Raw genomic sequence first — 16214 nt, 5'->3', positions numbered from 1 at the left:
TCGCCCTATTACCCTCTTCTATTTTCAACAAAAGCTAAATAGTGTTTTATCAAATGGGTTAATTATCAATTTTACGAAAGGTTGCTATTCTTTATCGCAACAAAACAATTCATTCAAAACGCTCACGATGTCAGCGCTTTAATAAGGAATCTATTCCATGCAAAAAGTCATTCTGATCACAGGCTCTACCGATGGTATAGGCTTCGAAACAGCAAAAGCACTCGTTCAGCAAGGTCGCCACGTTTTATTGCATGGTCGTAACCCAAGCAAACTTAAAGACGTTGAGCAGCAACTTATCGCTCTCTCTACGCAAGCGAAGATCCAAAGCTACGTGGCAGACTTGTCTATTCTGGCAGATGTTGATGCGCTGGCTGACGAAGTGATTGCCGAGCACGAGAAGGTTGATGTGCTGATTAACAACGCGGGTGTGTTCAATACTCCCAACCCAATCACCAAAGACGGTTTAGATGTTCGTTTTGCTGTGAACACAGTATCACCGTATCATCTGACCAAACGCCTGTTGCCAGTATTCGATTCGTTGAGCCGTGTGGTGAACTTATCGTCGGCAGCGCAAGCCGCAGTGAGCATCGAAGCACTAGAAGGGAAAAAGCCACTTTCTGATGGCGATGCTTACGCGCAAAGCAAACTTGCGATCACTATGTGGACTCGTGAGATGGCAAAAGAACTAGGTTCTAATGGGCCAATGGTAGTTGCTGTTAACCCAGCCTCTTTATTGGGTAGTAAGATGGTAAAAGACGCCTACGGCATTGCGGGCGGCGACCTGAGCATTGGTTCTGACATCCTCGTTCGCGCATCATTGTCTGATGAGTTCGCACAAGCGGGCGGTCAATATTTTGATAACGACAACAACACGTTTGCGAACCCGCACCCAGACGCGCTATACGGTGATAAATCACAGCAAGTTATCGCTAAAATTGAAGAGATCATCAAAGCGACGCTTTCTTAATTGCGACGACTCATGCTGAGTTGATTTGCAAATCTCAATAAAAAAGCCCTGTTTTTCTAATAAATTAACTTGGAAACACAGGGCTTTTTCGTACAACGTTTGTCTTTACGTTTGTTCCCAATACGGCGGGTTACCGTAGTAGTCCGAGAAGTAATCAATAAACGCTCTTACTTTGGGAGCAAGCAGCCTAGTACTTGGGTACACTGCCCAGATTGCGGGTTCTGAGGTGAGTGGGTAATCTTCCAACACTTGAATCAACTGACCACTTTTTAGTTGTTCATACGCACACCAATTCGACGTCACTGTAATACCAAGCCCACCGACTGCAGCATCACGTAGTGCCTCTCCGTTATCTGCTCTAAAAGATCCGGTCGCCTTAATCGTTTTCGGTCCGTTTTCAGTATGAAAGGTCCAGTTTTCTAGGCCAATCAAGCTAATACATTGATGGTCGTTAAGGTCCTGAGGCGTGGCAGGTTTGCCATATTTGATGAGGTAATCTGGTGATGCACATACCACTCGTTTATCTGTGGCAAGCTTACGCGCAATCAGAGTCGAATCCTTTAATTCAGAGATTCTAATCGCGATATCGAAACCGCCTTCCACAAGATCGACCACGGAGTCTGACAATCTGAAATCGACTTTTAACCCTGGGTATCGCTCAAGGAACCCCGGTAATGCTGGTATTAAGTGCAAACGTCCAAATGAAGCAGAGGCAGTAACACGCAGCGTACCGGTTGGTGAATCACTACCGACTCCAACCGCCGATTTTGCGGCATCGACACTCGACAGGACCTCTTCAGCATGAGGTAGAAATGCTTCTCCCTCTTCAGTGAGTGACACTTTACGAGTGGTGCGATGTACCAGGCGAACACCTAAATTGTCTTCCAATTTACTGATGTGGGAGCTGGCAACTGCGGGAGATAAACCCAACTCTTGGCCAGCCATGCTGATGTTATGTGTAGACGCTAAGCGAATAAACAATTTGAGGTGTTCAATGTTCATGTGATTACCAATAGAATCTTAAAAATCATATCGCAATAACCCACATTATGCGTCATCCCACTAACAATACAACATATGCCGCTACTTTGATGAGATTCAGATAATCGGAGCCAAAAAGAAAAAACTCCCGAAGGAGTTTTTATTATCTATCTCTAGAAACTGTCGTCCATTAGCTGTTCAAGCGAGCATATAACGCATCTTTCAACACAGAACGGTCGTGCTTCAGTTGGTGCATTGAGCCATCATCAATGGGTGAATCTTTCAGCTCAAGCTTACGAATCTCTTTATCAAGGTTGTCGTATGTCTTCATGTCAGTTGCAAAGCCATCATCAGTTTTAGCAAGCTCAGCAATTTTGTCTTTCATTTCAGGAAATTCGTGAACAAGAGAGTGATTTTCACCTAGCATAGAAACCTCTTAAGTTGATTAAAGTGATTGGTATTACACATTCATTATTAACCTTAGCAAGGGACTCAAATAACAAATGAGATCCAGTACACAGCATAGAATATAGACAATTTAGATTCACAAATTTACAACATCCCCCAACAAAATCGAGGGTGTTAAATTGAATTGTCTCAGTAACGATATAGGCTCACGAGAATCATGAATTCTCGTAAGCACTACTTTTATCTTGTTGGATTTGAATCCAGAGAACAGGTCTCAGTTTTGAGTGAGACCTTTCAGCTATCAGTTACCTACCAGGCAAAAGTTTGAATCACGCTATCCTTCGCCATTGGATTAGATGTGATCGCATGATTCACCTTGGCTAAGAACTGCTCTCTAGAATCAAGTAGGGAGCCTTTCTGAGTCACGATGTTGTTACCGTGGTCACCCCAATAGAAAGTATCGATATTGAGGTTCTCGAGTAAGTATTTTTCCTCTTCTAAGATCTGAAGTTGAGTCGGCATGATGAACGTACCGTCATTAACTTGCTGCTCCAAAGCCGTTCCTGGTTGTATTGCTAACGCCATTGGCGCTATCTGCTCAGGTTTCATGATATTCAGCAACCTTGTTGTCTCGACAATGTGCTCGCGGGAACGCTCACGACCGCCGAGTCCAAAAATAAACGACAGTAGAGTTTCGATACCTGCCTCTTTTGCCAGCGCCATGCCCTCAATCGCTTGCTCTGGTGTCATACGCTTTTTGATATTATCGAGCACAACAGGATCACCAGACTCAAGACCCGCATACGCCATGCTTAACCCTGCACTTTTCAGCTCTTTAAGCTCACTCAAGCTCTTCCGACGGAAATCATTCAAACCGCTATAGAGTGATATTTTTCTACTTTCAGGAAAGGTGTGACGAATCTTATCCAAGACCTTAAGCAGATAATCCGTACGAGCCGCCATCACGTTGCCATCAATAAGGAAAATCGATTCAACGTAAGGGTATATTAGGCGCGCTTCTTCAATATCTTTATACACGTCTTCGATGTCGCGAACCTTAAATCGCTTATCGCTGAACATATTACAGAACGTGCATGTGTTGATGCTGCAACCTAATGTGGTTTGAATAAGAATGCTCTTCGCCTCTATCCATGGACGATATACTTTTCCCTCATATTTCATATTGGTCTCTCCGGTCTACAAGCACAGAGCGTGCTTGAATACACCAAAGCGTATCAACGTCAGCATTCGTCGATAATCCACAATATAGTCGAATCAGTTTTTAGATTTTAAATAAAATACCCTCTCCAGATGGAGAGGGTATTAATGTACTTATTGATAGAGGAGGAGCTTTAATCTCAATGTGAGATGATTAATAACCTACTGCTTAGGTTCATATAATTTTGTTGGAACTTCTGTTTCACAACGCTCAAGGTCATAATCTTGGGTCGTGCCACTATTACCTTGAAATCTCATTCTAACGATCATGCCTCTATCAACAAACCAACGAAGGTCTTGGCAAGAGAAACGATAGCTCGATTCCAAAATATGTGCAGTCGACCATCGAGAATTTCCCGGCAGTGACTCAACGTAATAGATCACGCCATTCTCTGTAATCGTCATTCCTTTTATGTCGCTTAGATGTTCAATAGCGGTATCAATTGTTTCTTGATCTGCTGTTGGTTGTAACTCTTCAATTGGGACACTCAAACAGCCAGAAAGAGCCGTTGCTGACAGACAAGCCAAAAAAATAGATTTCAATTTCATTTTTATTCTCATTCAATTACATAGCCAAAATAACGCTAGAACGAGATTCTATTCACGAGGTAAATAAATGTGTATTAGTATATCCACTAATTTATAAAAAGTGTGATACAGAGTGCTTATTCACTTAATTTGGGGCTTTCTAAAAGAAGAAAATGACTCATAACGCACTCTCATAGAAAAGTCCGCAACCTATTGAAAATCAGAGATTTTAATTACGCATCAACCAACTGATGGTGTACGCGCCAGAAAGACAAGCTTAATGACTGAAAGCTAACTGTAAGTTAATCGCTCGTCGCCAAACGCACCGCGACTTCTGCATGAATGGCTGTAGTATCAAACAAAGGAACATCACTATCTTGTTGCTGAATCAGTAAGGCGATTTCAGTACAGCCTAGAATGACGGCCTCTGCTCCTTGCTGGCTTAGCCTCTCAATGATCTGATTATAGATAGCGCGAGACTCTTCTTTTACTTCGCCTCGGCACAGCTCTTGGTAAATGATGTTGTGGACTTTCTCTCTGTCATCCTTGGCAGGAATCACAACATCGATACCGAATTTATCGATTAAACGCCCTTTGTAAAAATCTTGTTCCATCGTGAAAGCGGTGCCGAGTAACCCGACTTTCTTTACGCCCTGTTCTAGCAGCTTTTGCGCGGTAGTATCAGCGATATGTAAGATAGGAACCGTGATCTTCTGTTCGATTTCAGGCACGACTTTATGCATGGTATTGGTACAAATTAAGATGAAGTCTGCGCCACCTTTCTCAACAGATAATGCCGCGTCAGCTAAAATATCGGCAGTCTCAGCCCAACGACTTTGGTGTTGTAACTTTTCAATCTCATCGAAGTTCACGCTATACATACAAATCTTTGCAGAGTTCAACCCTCCCAGCGTCGCTTTAACACCTTCGTTAATGGATTTGTAATAGCTCATGGTCGATTCCCAACTCATACCACCAAGCAAACCGATCGTTTTCATTTTTTATTCCTTTAATTTCTGACTATCCCGATTAAAGCGTCATGCGTTAAAAATTTATAGTACGATCTTGCTGAAAATAAGACGAAGTCTTCGCTATTTAGCAAAAGGCTCGAATGAACCATCCGAGCCTTTGCTGTTTTGTCCGAATGTTTGTGTGGGTTAATACACCTCACACCAATCGGATTTCATGTCGATTAACGTCCAATCATCTCTGGAGTTCGCTTCGTCGAGTGCTTTATCAAGCTTACCCACATGGGACTCACGATCATACTTCCACTCGCGCTCGGCATCGGTGTGATGAACAATCATCGCCATTGAGTTTGGTTGACTGGTTGCCCACTGCATCATCGCTTGATCGCCGTCTGAGTTACCTACTGCTAGAATCGGCTTCTTACCGATAATATGCTGAATATTGCTGACCTTTCCGGCTTTGTCATCAATGGTCAAAATGGACGAATCTTTGGTAACGGTCGGATTACCGTCGTTGTAGCTGTAGTTGTATTTAAGTGCGCTACCGATGATCTGTTCTGACGGGATATTGTAAGCATCAGGAGCCCACACTCTCATGAAATCAACACCACCACCCGACACGATGTAAGTCTTGAAGTCATGCTCTTGAAGGTAAATCAGCATCTCTTTCATTGGCTGGTAAGTCAGATCGGTATAGGCTTTGTTGAAGCGTTCATCTTTCGCTGCAGCTAACCATTGCTCAACATCTTTTTGGTATTGTTCAACTGTCATACCAGAATGTGTCGCCATGATGATTTTCAATAACCCTTCTTCACCGCTCCCTAGAACACTCTTGATGTCACCTTCAAGCACGAACTTAAACGGTGCTTCTGTTTTCCATTCAGGATGTTCAGGCGCCATCTCTTTGATTCGATCTAACGCGAAAGCCAATTGGAAGTAGTATGGCTTTTCAGACCAAAGCGTACCATCGTTATCAAACACAGCAATACGGTCTTGAATCGCAACGAATGTATCAGATTCTTCTTTCGTAGCTTGACCAACAAAATCCACGATAGCGGATTTACTGTCGCTGTCTTTCCATGAAGGCAGCAAATTGGGATCACAATCTTTTGCAAAAGAAGAGAAAGAGAGGCTAGATAAAATTGCAACGGACAAAAGGGTTATTTTCTTCATAGCACTACCATGTTGTTGAATTAATTAACGGACTTAATGTCATTCATCCTAGTTGCTCTACTCTGATTTTCCACTTATGAACACTATAACCGACGCTTATATTGCTGTTCCTTGAGTGCTTGCAAAAACGCGACTTCAAAGGCTAGTTCAAAAATAAAAGAGTTGTGGCGTTAGAGGTTTACCCCACTAAAAAATGTCGTTATGGTGATTTGTAATACATCATAAAAACAAGGACAGTCAGAGCGCTATGAATAGTACGATTGAGACCATCTTGGGGCATCGCTCCATTCGTCAATATACCGATCAACCAATAGAGAAAGAGCACCTCGATTTAATTGTCCAGGCAGGTCTCGCCGCGTCATCATCAAGCTTATTGCAGGCTGTTTCTATCATCAGAGTAACAGACAAAGAGAAACGTAAGCTGCTAGCGGAATACGCTGGCAACCAGCCTTATGTGGAAAGTGCTGCTGAGTTTTTAGTGTTCTGTATCGACTATCAACGCCACGCTCAAATTAACCCTGAGGTAAAAACCGACTTTACCGAGCTAACTCTGATTGGCGCCGTCGATTCTGGCATTATGGCGCAGAACTGCATGCTCGCAGCAGAGTCATTAGGATTAGGTGGCGTATACATTGGTGGCTTGCGCAATAGCGCTCAACAGGTTGATGAGCTATTAGAACTTCCACAGCACACAGCCGTGCTCTTTGGTATGTGTTTAGGTCATCCTGCACAGCAACCAGATATTAAACCCCGCCTTCCAGCTCATGTGGTAATGCACGAAAACCAATACCAACCATTGAGCCTAGATGAAATCGCTAGCTATGACGATTCAATGCAGAGCTACTACGCCAACCGCTCAAGTAACCAAAAGCAAAGCAGTTGGTCACAGCAGATCACACAGAAACTCTCTGGAGAATCTCGCCCACATATTTTGCCGTACTTGAACAGTAAGCAACTGACTAAGAGATAGCGTTCAAGACCCAGCTCAGATAAACAAGCTATCTTTCCATCATCACAAACAAAAATGTCAGCGTATTATGCGCTGACATTTTTCATTATTCTGAAGTCGACTCTCTTAGAGGTATTTCTCTATCGGGAGAAGCTGTAGGAAGCCTGATTGCATGCGTTCCCACTTACCGGTTTCTGGTTCGCTGTCCCAACTCTGCTCACCTGAATACCAATACACATCACCATCTTCTAGCTCCAAACGCCAACTGTTGTCTTCGCTCATCGCCTGTTCGATAGTTTCAGCTAGCGTTTCAGCAATCGCTTTGTTTTCAATGATTAACACCGACTCAGTATTTAGGTAAGTCGAGCGCAGGTTGAAGTTGAATGAACCAATACTCGCAATACTGCGGTCAAATACCACTGATTTAGCATGCAGACCATAAGCCGTCTCTGGCGCACACTTAGACACGTCTTGGGTAGATGCTTCACACAACTTGGTATCTGGTTTTAACTCAAACAGGTCGATGCCATGCTCTAACATATCGTAGCGTCTGCCCGCGTAAGCAGAGTGGTTAGTAACCAAGTCATTTGACGCCATTGAGTTGGTCAATGCTTTTATCTCAACGCCTTCGTCATTCAACGTTTGCCACTCATCTAATTGACCATCATCGAATACCAAGTAGGCCGATTCAAGTAAGATCTCTTGTTTAGATTCACTGGCTAGCTGACCTAGCAAAACCGCCGTTGCTTTAGGTTCATCAGTATTGTCTGAATCAACAGGCACAGGGCGATCGTAAGCGAAACGAGCATTCACCCAAGTCATCTCATCAAGAACCTCTTTCAGCAAGCTATCTGCTGCTTCATGATTTAATGGTAACTCTGGGTAGTTTTTGTATTGTGGAACCGTTATATCGTCAATCTTTGAAAGATCCGGTTGCTCTTCGTCACCCAACATAGCGACAGGGTAAGACCAACGACTGTCCCAATACTCAATAAAGCTGGTTTGGATAGTGGTAACGACGGTACCCATCACCAATACATCACGATCTCGGAAGTTGATCTCGTCAGAAAGGTCGAAGTATTCATCACCAATATTACGTCCACCCACCACAGACAAAGTGCCATCTACAGTGAACGATTTATTGTGCATACGACGGTTTAAACGTGAGAAATCACCAAGGAAACTCAACCACTTACTGAAACCACGGCGCGTTGGTGTTGGGTTGAAGATTCGAATCTCAACATTCGGGTGAGCGTCGAGTGCTGACAGTAGCCCTTCACGCTCATTGAGGTTGATGTCATCCAGCATCACGCGAACCTTAACGCCACGATCAGCAGCAGCTAGTAGGCGACTAGCAAGATACTTACCCGATTCATCCGAGTTCCAGATGTAGTATTGAATATCGATGGTGTGCTCTGCGCTTTCAACTAGTGCCAAGCGCTGAGCCAATGCATCCCAACCGGATTCTTGTAAACGAACGGCAGTCGTCGCCTGCTCTGATTCGGGTTGATATTCATCCGCCAAAACCGATAAAGCGCTTGGTCCATAAGAGGTGTAAGGTTCTGCCGGGTGATCGATGCCTTCGGGTAATGAAGAACAGCCGCCGAGTGCGGCGACGAGTAATAAGGTTAAGCTGATGCGTTGGAGCACAGGCATGTGTTTGACTTCCTTTTCACGGTGAGGTCTTTGAATTGGCCTCGACAACTTTTCAACGACCAAGTTGTTCGAGGTTATTCATTGATTATTACTGCTAAATCCAGAAATTTATAGGTAATTATCCAGTATAAATAAAACTTAGCGACTTCATCGTGAGGAACACAGTACCAAAATCACCTTTCAGGCATCGATAGTGACTACAAGGTCACGATGCTTTCAGTTGTTCGATACCTAAACAATAAAGGCCTAAAGGCTTTCTCACCATCTCAACCGTAATCTCAGTTCTATCCGGGTTACAATTCAATGCAAGCGCATAGCCATGCAAATAGTCTACTAGCAAATGAAGAGCGTCTTCGGATTGCTCTGATGTGAGATTCAACGGGCTCACTACCGCTTCAAAGCGCTCACTAAATACCTCAACGGGCCCAAGCGATTTCATCGTCAGCAAAGTTTCTAATAGCCCACGGTAGTCGTTCAACACCGACAGGTAGCTCACGCTAAGCTGATAAAGGTTCTCTTGCCACACTTGGTTTTGCTCAGGCAGTGCCACTTCACCTACTAATGAAACAGTGATCGACTCCAATAGATCATTTTTTTTTTTGAAGTAATGATATATCGCCATCGCATCGACGCCGAGCTCTGTGGCTAACCCTCTGATACTCGGCACTTTACCACCTTCCCGCATCATGCACTTTGCCGTATCTAAGATCTTTTCGGCACTTAGTTGGCTTGATCCACTCTTTGGTCGACCTCGCTTTTGATCCTTGACAGTCATAACACCACCTCTTAAACTTAAATTTCTACACTGTAGAATATTTTAATTTAATACAGTGTAAATGCCAAGTTCCTGTTCAATTTCGGAGTTAACAATGTCAAATATTGTCTTTATCGGTACGAGTCTTGATGGTTACATTGCAGACAAAAACGGTGGTCTAGATTGGCTACAAGCCATCCCAAATCCAGAGGGTGATGACATGGGGTACAACGCCCATATCGATCGTATCGATGCTTTGGTAATGGGCCGAAATACAATGGATATGGTGCTGAGCTTCGGTATTGATTGGCCTTACACAAAACCGGTTTATGTATTGAGCAACACGTTGACGGAAGTACCTAAAGAGGTTGAAGGTAAAGTGTTCTTGATAAAGGGCAAACTCACTCAGATCATCGAAGACCTCAACAGCAAAGGCCTTAACAATCTGTATATTGATGGCGGTGTGACCATTCAAAACTTCCTCAAAGAAGACCTGGTTGATGAACTGATTATCTCGACGCTCCCTGTCGTTCTTGGTGGTGGCGCTCCGCTATTTGGGGACTTAGTTTCGCCTCTCGACTTTACGCTGAAAAGTGTCACCACTTATCTTGATCAAATCGTAACCACTCATTACCTACGTAAGCGTTAAACTAATGTCCATATAAAGGGAATGTAACGATCAACACTGAAAACAGTGTTCACGCTGCATAACCTTTATAGCCCCTACTAAAAACTCCCCTAAATTAGTACCATTGATCGTATCCCATTCTTAATGGTATTTATGCCTTATGAAGCTTTTAGTCGATCGTACTGGTGAACAGTTTTTAGAAATTCTGGAAGAATCAGGAGACAAACTGACGGTTCAATTCATTAGCAATGAAGGTAATCGAAAGGGTAAACCGTTCCAAGATAGCTTGAGTGGCTTGTTCCTCACAGGCTGGAAGCCTCGCACGACCTCTACCGCCATTGGCTTAGAACGCTTTAAACAAGGCAAGCTGCAAGACCCGAAAGTGAGCTTCGCGCTTCATCAGCTCTACCCACTTGGCCGAGATGTAAAACTGCCTACTGGAGATATCGCCACAATAGCAAGTTACGCCAATACTCACAGCGACGGCTACTATATGTTTGTGCGCCTCAACGATGAGTTAACTCGACTCAGAATTACGCCCGATTGGGAACTGCAACCTTCCGCTCAAAGATTGGCTCTGCCTTATTACCCTGCTCCAAGAAGCCAACAAGAACTCGACAATATTGATGATTTTGATGCTTGGGCTGGCGGTTTTTAATACTCTTTAGCCCATACCCTAAAGACTGTAAACCTAAGTTTATTATCAATTAATTTTTGATAATAATTCTAACGGAGCGCGGTTTATCATCATGAGCCTTCCTACTATTCTTTGTTCATCGGCACTGATGATTGCTCATCCAATAGAGAGCAACTCAGTGAACAACACCACTTCGGTGAATCAAATATATAGGTAACGAACATGACTCAACTGACTATCATTGCAAACATCGTCGCTAACGAAGACAAAGTTGAACTGGTTAAAGCAGAGTTGCTAAAGCTGATTGATATCACTCGCGCTGAAGAAGGTTGCATCAACTACGACCTACACCAAGACAATGAAAATCCTGCGCATTTCACGTTCTACGAAAACTGGACATCACGTGAACTGTGGCAAGCGCACATGGGTAATACTCATCTCGCTGAGTACATGGCTGCAACCGAAGGTTGTGTGGCGTCGTTCACTCTCAATGAGATGACGAAAATCGGTTAGTCACTGACTGCACACATTAACAAACAATAAAAAGCCCGTTCAGAACACCTGAACGGGCTTTTTCATTGAACTTGGTATTCTCTAAGCTACAGACTCGCTCAGTGCAGGTTCAAACACTGTCTTTTGTTGTTTCTGCCATTTATCCACGACCAGTGCAGCGATCATGTCACCTTCTACGTTCACAGCCGTACGGAATGTATCTAACGGGCGTTCAATAATCAGCAGAATCGCAATCGCTTCCAGTGGTATACCAGCGGCCAATAACACCAGCTGCATGCCAGACATAGATCCAGATGGCATACCCGGAGCCCCGACAGAAGAGACCATCGCCATAATGAAGATCATCACCAAGCCAGAAGTCGTGAGGTCCACACCAAACAGTTGAGCCAAGAAGATTGCCGCAACACCTTCGAAAAGTGCCGTACCATCCATGTTCATCACTGCACCAAGTGGTAACACCATGCTACTTGTACTTTGCGATACGCCAAGCTTCTCTTCTGCGCTCTGCATCGCCAGTGGCAAAGTAGCAGAGCTTGATGACGTTGCGAACGCCATCGCCATCGGTGCCGAGATACCTTTGAATAGTGTGCTAAGACGAATCCCAGTCATCACCTTCGCAATGGTCGGCAGTACAATCGCTCCGTGAATCAAAGTCAGCACAAACACGAGCAAAGCAAACAGTGCCAATTGCTCAAACAGTGACTCACCACCACGAACGGTAAAATCAAGGACAATGGCGAAAACCGCTAGTGGAGCTAAACGAATTATCCAACCAACAATGGTATTGATGCTCTTGTTCAAGCCATGAAGCACCTCAAAAATCGGGTGTTTTTCTGGCAATGAAGAAAGCAGAGCAATACCCAACATGAATGAGAACACAACAATCGCGAGCAAGTTACCATTGGTTAATGCCGCTACCGGGTTCACTAATGCCATGCTAAACAGCTTGCTGGCAATAGCAGCTCCTCCTGCCGCATCTTCGCTGATAAGCTGAACATCGTCTCCAATCGTAGCAACGCTGGTTAAAGGCTCCCAAGCAGGCAGCAGCAATGAAGCACCCAAGCCCAAAGAGATGGCTATCAGCGTCGTGAAGCTATAGAAAAGTACGGTATTACGGCCAATTTGCTTCAATCGAGTGATCGAGCCAATGCTTGTTATACCTTGCAACAACGAGAATAAAACCACTAAACCAACGACCATTTTTAGCAAGCCGATATAAGTAGTTTTACCAAGCATTAAGAACTGATACCACCCCGTTTGGGTAATGCCAGAGGTTGAAGCAATAAGTTGTGCAAAAAGCCATGCAAGCAAAGCAGCTAACATTAACTGAAGAGGTAAAGAGTGGCGAAGTTTAGTCAACATAAGGACAATTCCAGTAACCCTGTAGGACAATTCAGATACCTTTATTAAAGGGAACAACCTTTAATAAAAATATTCCTTGGTAAAGTGTGCCTAGGAAAAAATAAAGTCCGTTAGAGATTCAATCTAACGGACTTTATGAAAACCAGATTTTACGATTTCTGGAAGCTCAGAGCGGCCTTTAACACCACCGAAAGCAGAACCACGCCATACACGACCTGTTACTAGTTGGAACGGACGAGTTGAGATCTCTTGGCCTGCACCTGCAACACCAATTACAACTGATTCACCCCAACCTTTGTGACAACACTCAAGAGCTTGACGCATCACATTTACGTTACCGATACACTCGAATGAGTAATCAACACCACCGTCTGTCATCTCAACGATAACGTCTTGGATTGGCTTGTCGTAGTTCATTGGGTTGATGCAGTCAGTCGCGCCAAGTTGTTTTGCTAGCTCGAATTTGCTCTCGTTAATATCAACACCGATGATTTTGCTTGCACCCGTCATACGAGCACCGATGATTGCAGAAAGACCGATACCGCCTAGGCCGAATACAGCAACTGTGTCGCCTTTTTCAACTTTAGCTGTGTTCAGTACCGCACCCATACCAGTGGTTACGCCACAGCCTAGAAGACAAACTTCCTCAAGAGGTGCTTCTTTGTTTACTTTCGCTAGTGAGATTTCTGGAAGTACAGTGTACTCAGAGAAAGTAGAACAGCCCATGTAGTGGAAAATTGGCTCACCGTTGATAGAGAAACGGCTTGTGCCATCTGGCATTAGGCCTTTACCTTGAGTTTCGCGAACCGCTTGGCAAAGGTTAGTTTTACCAGACTTACAGAATTTACATTCGCCACACTCAGCTGTGTAAAGTGGGATAACGTGGTCGCCAACTTCAACGCTTGTTACGCCTTCGCCAACCATTTCAACGATACCGCCACCTTCGTGACCAAGGATAGAAGGGAAGATGCCTTCTGGATCGTCACCTGAAAGAGTGAATGCGTCAGTGTGACAAACACCAGTAGCAACGATACGAACAAGTACTTCGCCAGCCTTTGGCAGTTCAACGTCAACCGTTTCACGCTTTAGTGGCTCACCAGCTTTCCAAGCAACCATAGCTTTAGATTGGATATGAGTTTGACCAGGTTTGATTTCGATAGTCATGTGATATTTCCTATATTAGTCAGTCAACGTTGAGCTTGTTTGTTATCGCACTCTCGTTTTGTTGGGGCTAGTATAGGTGTGACCATCAAGTTTGATAATCCCATATTTATGAGAATGATTATTACATATCAGTAATAATCAATAGCAAGACTAACTTCGTCTAACAGTAAATCAAAGGTTTAGCCTAGGCTGAATAAAATCGATAAACGCAGAGATACGCTTAGATACCGAGGATGATTTATAGAACACCGCATTGACTCGATACTGTATTAACTCGATTCAGTGGTCTGCTAGACAAGAAACAGACTCCGCAAGTCGCTGCATCTAGCATCTAGCATCTAGCATCTAGCTAGAATAGAAAAAACAAAGCCCGAATCTAAGTTCGGGCTTTGTCTATTTGGTTGTTCTACTATTCATTATCAATTGGCTTCAAAACTCGGCATGGATTACCGACTGCGACCACATTGTCTGGAATATCTTTGGTCACCACACTACCCGCACCGATCACACTGTTCTTACCAATGTTCACACCTGGGCAAATGATCACGCCCGCACCAATCCAAGCATTGTCACCAATGGTAATTGGGGTACCGAACTCAACGCCTTCGTCGACACGGCTCTTCACATCCAATGGGTGACCTGCCGTGAGCACTTGTACATTCGGAGCGAACAGCACATTGTCGCCAATAGTTACTTCCGCGACATCCAAAATCACACAGTTAAAGTTGGCGTAAAAGTTCTTACCCGGTTTGATGTTTGAGCCGTAGTCACAGCGAAATGGTGGTTCTAAATAAGCGCCTTCAGAATCAGGAATTAGAGTGTCAATTGCATAGCGCCATTCGTCACTGTCTGGAATACTGTTGTTAAGCTTTTGAAGAACCTTACGACACTCGATCCGCTCTGCGTACAGTTCTTCATCCCAAGCAAGGTAAGGCTCACCTGCCAACATCTTCTGTTTTTCTGTTTTCACGTTATTTACCTATTTCCACACTACTTACCCAGTAATGGTCAATACATCGACCAAAAAACGCAATATCGCATATCTTTCCCTCTCACAATAAGAGCGGTTTTAAGAGTCTTACGGAGATGCGCTTCCTGTCACGATTTGTAGTGAACGACCCATTAAAATTCATGTACAACAAACGAAACACATAGATAGCACCAATAAAAAGTTTTTGTTATTAAGCAAAGGCCAGTATGAAATTAATGTAATTTTCGTTTAAGTACGCTGAGCAACTGAATCTCGAACTACAAGACTGCCAGTAGTGTCGATGGCACCTGATTGTTCCGAATCTCCAACGATTTGCAGAATCGCTTTTTGCGTCATTTGCTCAAGTGGGACACTCACAGAGGTTAAGCTTGGTGTTAAAAACTCACCCACTTTGCTGTTATCAAAACCGACGATAGAGATATCTTGAGGTAATGAATACCCTAGCTCCGTTAACGCCTTAATCGCACCAATCGCCATGTCATCGTTTTCAGACAGAATCGCAGTGAAGCTTGCTTTGCTTTCTACTAAAGCTTGTGCGGCACGGTAACCACTCTCCATCGTCCAATCGCCTTGAACCACACTAGACTCGTTCAGCTCAATACCATGCTGAGTGAGCACATCTTGATAGGCTTTATAACGTTGCTCATCGGTCGACGACCCTGCTTTACCGCGGATCACCGCAATCTCTGTATGCCCCTGCTCGATGATGTGTTCAACCATCAAACAAGCACTTTGATAATGATCGGTAGTGATAGCATGCTCAGGCTTCGAAGGCATTTCCCGGTTGAGCACCAAAATCGGTGTATCCGTGCTTTCGATGATCTGAGCGATTTCGCTTTCCGTTAAACATTGCGGATAAATGATGATGCCGGCGCATTTCATATCGAGTAGGAAATTGATCGCCTTTCTTTCGTCTTCAGCACTGTGTTTGCCATCGGTGATCACCAATTGGTGATTCGATTTTTCACTGTAAGAAGCCGCGTGATACATCAAAGAAGAGAAGTAAGGACCGTTGAACAGCTCATTGGTGATCACAAAGCCGATGAAATTGGTCTTCTTGGTCGCCAATTGCTGAGCTAATAAGTTCGGTCGATAGCCCGTTTCTTGAATCGCATCAAATACCTTTTTCACCACATCTGGGCGCACGATATTCTTGCCGTTTAAGACACGAGAAACCGTCGACTTAGATACCCCTGCGCGGTTCGCGACATCAAGCATTGTGACCATTTGCTTCTTTTCCTTATATAAAAAATTAGCCGACATAAGCCGACTAATTTAATGCTAGTTCATATTGCGCGTATCTTTATATTACGTAGA

The 16214-nt window shown here is 44.0% G+C and carries 16 protein-coding genes and 1 pseudogene; 5 read left to right on the top strand and 12 right to left on the bottom strand.

Annotated features, from left to right (window positions below; all coding sequences use genetic code 11):
• Window positions 1-157: 157 nt before the first annotated feature.
• Window positions 158-967, top strand: a complete 810-nt coding sequence (locus tag F0251_RS15490) for an SDR family NAD(P)-dependent oxidoreductase (RefSeq protein ID WP_171731301.1) — start codon at window positions 158-160, stop codon at window positions 965-967.
• Window positions 968-1072: 105 nt separating this feature from the next.
• Here F0251_RS15490 and F0251_RS15485 read toward each other — a convergent pair whose 3' ends face one another.
• From F0251_RS15485 to F0251_RS15460, 6 genes are all read right to left on the bottom strand, one after another.
• Window positions 1073-1969 carry a LysR family transcriptional regulator gene (locus F0251_RS15485; protein WP_061032070.1) on the bottom strand — a complete coding sequence of 299 codons (897 nt, stop codon included), beginning with the start codon at window positions 1967-1969 and terminating at the stop codon, window positions 1073-1075.
• 169 nt (window positions 1970-2138) lie between these two features.
• Window positions 2139-2375, bottom strand: coding sequence for a YdcH family protein (locus F0251_RS15480; RefSeq protein WP_004740376.1), 237 nt, complete (start codon window positions 2373-2375; stop codon window positions 2139-2141).
• 290 nt (window positions 2376-2665) lie between these two features.
• A complete protein-coding gene (locus tag F0251_RS15475; protein ID WP_171731300.1) occupies window positions 2666-3538 on the bottom strand; it encodes a radical SAM protein in 873 nt (290 codons plus the stop codon).
• A gap of 198 nt (window positions 3539-3736) precedes the next feature.
• The gene (locus tag F0251_RS15470; protein WP_061032068.1) at window positions 3737-4123 is read right to left on the bottom strand and encodes a hypothetical protein; all 387 of its coding nucleotides are present in this window, start codon (window positions 4121-4123) and stop codon (window positions 3737-3739) included.
• A gap of 281 nt (window positions 4124-4404) precedes the next feature.
• Entirely contained in the window at window positions 4405-5100 is a 696-nt protein-coding gene (locus F0251_RS15465; RefSeq protein WP_171731299.1) for an aspartate/glutamate racemase family protein, read from the bottom strand.
• Between the two features lie 159 nt (window positions 5101-5259).
• Window positions 5260-6243, bottom strand: a complete 984-nt coding sequence (locus F0251_RS15460) for an HAD family phosphatase (protein ID WP_171731298.1) — start codon at window positions 6241-6243, stop codon at window positions 5260-5262.
• A gap of 247 nt (window positions 6244-6490) precedes the next feature.
• Between F0251_RS15460 and nfsA the strand changes: the two genes are divergently transcribed.
• Window positions 6491-7213, top strand: coding sequence for an oxygen-insensitive NADPH nitroreductase (gene nfsA, locus F0251_RS15455; RefSeq protein ID WP_105058508.1), 723 nt, complete (start codon window positions 6491-6493; stop codon window positions 7211-7213).
• Between the two features lie 105 nt (window positions 7214-7318).
• Here the strand turns inward: nfsA and F0251_RS15450 are convergent, their stop codons facing one another.
• Complete coding sequence (locus F0251_RS15450; RefSeq protein ID WP_171731297.1) at window positions 7319-8848, bottom strand: phospholipase D family protein; 1530 nt, start codon at window positions 8846-8848, stop codon at window positions 7319-7321.
• A 205-nt stretch (window positions 8849-9053) separates the two neighbouring features.
• Window positions 9054-9623: a TetR/AcrR family transcriptional regulator gene (locus F0251_RS15445; protein ID WP_171731296.1), complete on the bottom strand. Its 570-nt coding sequence runs from the start codon at window positions 9621-9623 to the stop codon at window positions 9054-9056.
• Window positions 9624-9684: 61 nt separating this feature from the next.
• Here F0251_RS15445 and F0251_RS15440 point away from each other — a divergent pair, with 61 nt between their 5' ends.
• The 3 genes from F0251_RS15440 to F0251_RS15430 all read left to right on the top strand — a co-directional run bounded on the left by F0251_RS15440 (window position 9685) and on the right by F0251_RS15430 (window position 11380).
• Window positions 9685-10251 carry a dihydrofolate reductase family protein gene (locus F0251_RS15440; RefSeq protein ID WP_171731295.1) on the top strand — a complete coding sequence of 189 codons (567 nt, stop codon included), beginning with the start codon at window positions 9685-9687 and terminating at the stop codon, window positions 10249-10251.
• Between the two features lie 139 nt (window positions 10252-10390).
• Window positions 10391-10888, top strand: coding sequence for a hypothetical protein (locus F0251_RS15435; RefSeq protein ID WP_061016237.1), 498 nt, complete (start codon window positions 10391-10393; stop codon window positions 10886-10888).
• A 201-nt stretch (window positions 10889-11089) separates the two neighbouring features.
• Window positions 11090-11380: a putative quinol monooxygenase gene (locus F0251_RS15430; protein ID WP_102425863.1), complete on the top strand. Its 291-nt coding sequence runs from the start codon at window positions 11090-11092 to the stop codon at window positions 11378-11380.
• An 81-nt stretch (window positions 11381-11461) separates the two neighbouring features.
• On the opposite strand, the gene F0251_RS15425 is transcribed toward F0251_RS15430, so the two are convergent.
• The 4 genes and pseudogenes from F0251_RS15425 to F0251_RS15410 form a co-directional block, all read right to left on the bottom strand.
• A complete protein-coding gene (locus tag F0251_RS15425; RefSeq protein WP_171731294.1) occupies window positions 11462-12742 on the bottom strand; it encodes a dicarboxylate/amino acid:cation symporter in 1281 nt (426 codons plus the stop codon).
• Between the two features lie 150 nt (window positions 12743-12892).
• Window positions 12893-13906, bottom strand: a pseudogene (locus tag F0251_RS15420) (S-(hydroxymethyl)glutathione dehydrogenase/class III alcohol dehydrogenase); the annotation flags it as partial.
• A 409-nt stretch (window positions 13907-14315) separates the two neighbouring features.
• Entirely contained in the window at window positions 14316-14876 is a 561-nt protein-coding gene (locus tag F0251_RS15415) for a sugar O-acetyltransferase (protein ID WP_061032057.1), read from the bottom strand.
• 249 nt (window positions 14877-15125) lie between these two features.
• On the bottom strand, window positions 15126-16124 hold the full coding sequence (locus F0251_RS15410; RefSeq protein WP_171731293.1) for a LacI family DNA-binding transcriptional regulator: 999 nt from the start codon (window positions 16122-16124) through the stop codon (window positions 15126-15128).
• Window positions 16125-16214: the final 90 nt, after the last annotated feature.

The sequence above is a fragment of the Vibrio sp. 070316B genome (assembly GCF_013114115.1).
GTDB classification, from domain to species: Bacteria; Pseudomonadota; Gammaproteobacteria; order Enterobacterales; family Vibrionaceae; genus Vibrio; species Vibrio chagasii_B.
The sequence above is the reverse complement of the archived record's forward strand: the minus strand, read 5'-3'. Positions and strand labels throughout refer to the sequence as shown.

Excerpts from the sequence above, each read along its gene's own strand:
- nfsA (WP_105058508.1), top strand. The coding sequence starts at position 6,491 with ATGAATAGTACGATTGAGACCATCTTGGGGCATCGCTCCATTCGTCAA.
- F0251_RS15435 (WP_061016237.1), top strand. The coding sequence starts at position 10,391 with ATGAAGCTTTTAGTCGATCGTACTGGTGAACAGTTTTTAGAAATTCTG.
- F0251_RS15445 (WP_171731296.1), bottom strand. The coding sequence starts at position 9,623 with ATGACTGTCAAGGATCAAAAGCGAGGTCGACCAAAGAGTGGATCAAGC.
- F0251_RS15425 (WP_171731294.1), bottom strand. The coding sequence starts at position 12,742 with ATGTTGACTAAACTTCGCCACTCTTTACCTCTTCAGTTAATGTTAGCT.
- F0251_RS15490 (WP_171731301.1), top strand. The coding sequence starts at position 158 with ATGCAAAAAGTCATTCTGATCACAGGCTCTACCGATGGTATAGGCTTC.
- F0251_RS15460 (WP_171731298.1), bottom strand. The coding sequence starts at position 6,243 with ATGAAGAAAATAACCCTTTTGTCCGTTGCAATTTTATCTAGCCTCTCT.
- F0251_RS15470 (WP_061032068.1), bottom strand. The coding sequence starts at position 4,123 with ATGAAATTGAAATCTATTTTTTTGGCTTGTCTGTCAGCAACGGCTCTT.
- F0251_RS15480 (WP_004740376.1), bottom strand. The coding sequence starts at position 2,375 with ATGCTAGGTGAAAATCACTCTCTTGTTCACGAATTTCCTGAAATGAAA.
- F0251_RS15485 (WP_061032070.1), bottom strand. The coding sequence starts at position 1,969 with ATGAACATTGAACACCTCAAATTGTTTATTCGCTTAGCGTCTACACAT.
- F0251_RS15475 (WP_171731300.1), bottom strand. The coding sequence starts at position 3,538 with ATGAAATATGAGGGAAAAGTATATCGTCCATGGATAGAGGCGAAGAGC.
- F0251_RS15465 (WP_171731299.1), bottom strand. The coding sequence starts at position 5,100 with ATGAAAACGATCGGTTTGCTTGGTGGTATGAGTTGGGAATCGACCATG.
- F0251_RS15440 (WP_171731295.1), top strand. The coding sequence starts at position 9,685 with ATGCCAAGTTCCTGTTCAATTTCGGAGTTAACAATGTCAAATATTGTC.
- F0251_RS15430 (WP_102425863.1), top strand. The coding sequence starts at position 11,090 with ATGACTCAACTGACTATCATTGCAAACATCGTCGCTAACGAAGACAAA.
- F0251_RS15410 (WP_171731293.1), bottom strand. The coding sequence starts at position 16,124 with ATGGTCACAATGCTTGATGTCGCGAACCGCGCAGGGGTATCTAAGTCG.
- F0251_RS15450 (WP_171731297.1), bottom strand. The coding sequence starts at position 8,848 with ATGCCTGTGCTCCAACGCATCAGCTTAACCTTATTACTCGTCGCCGCA.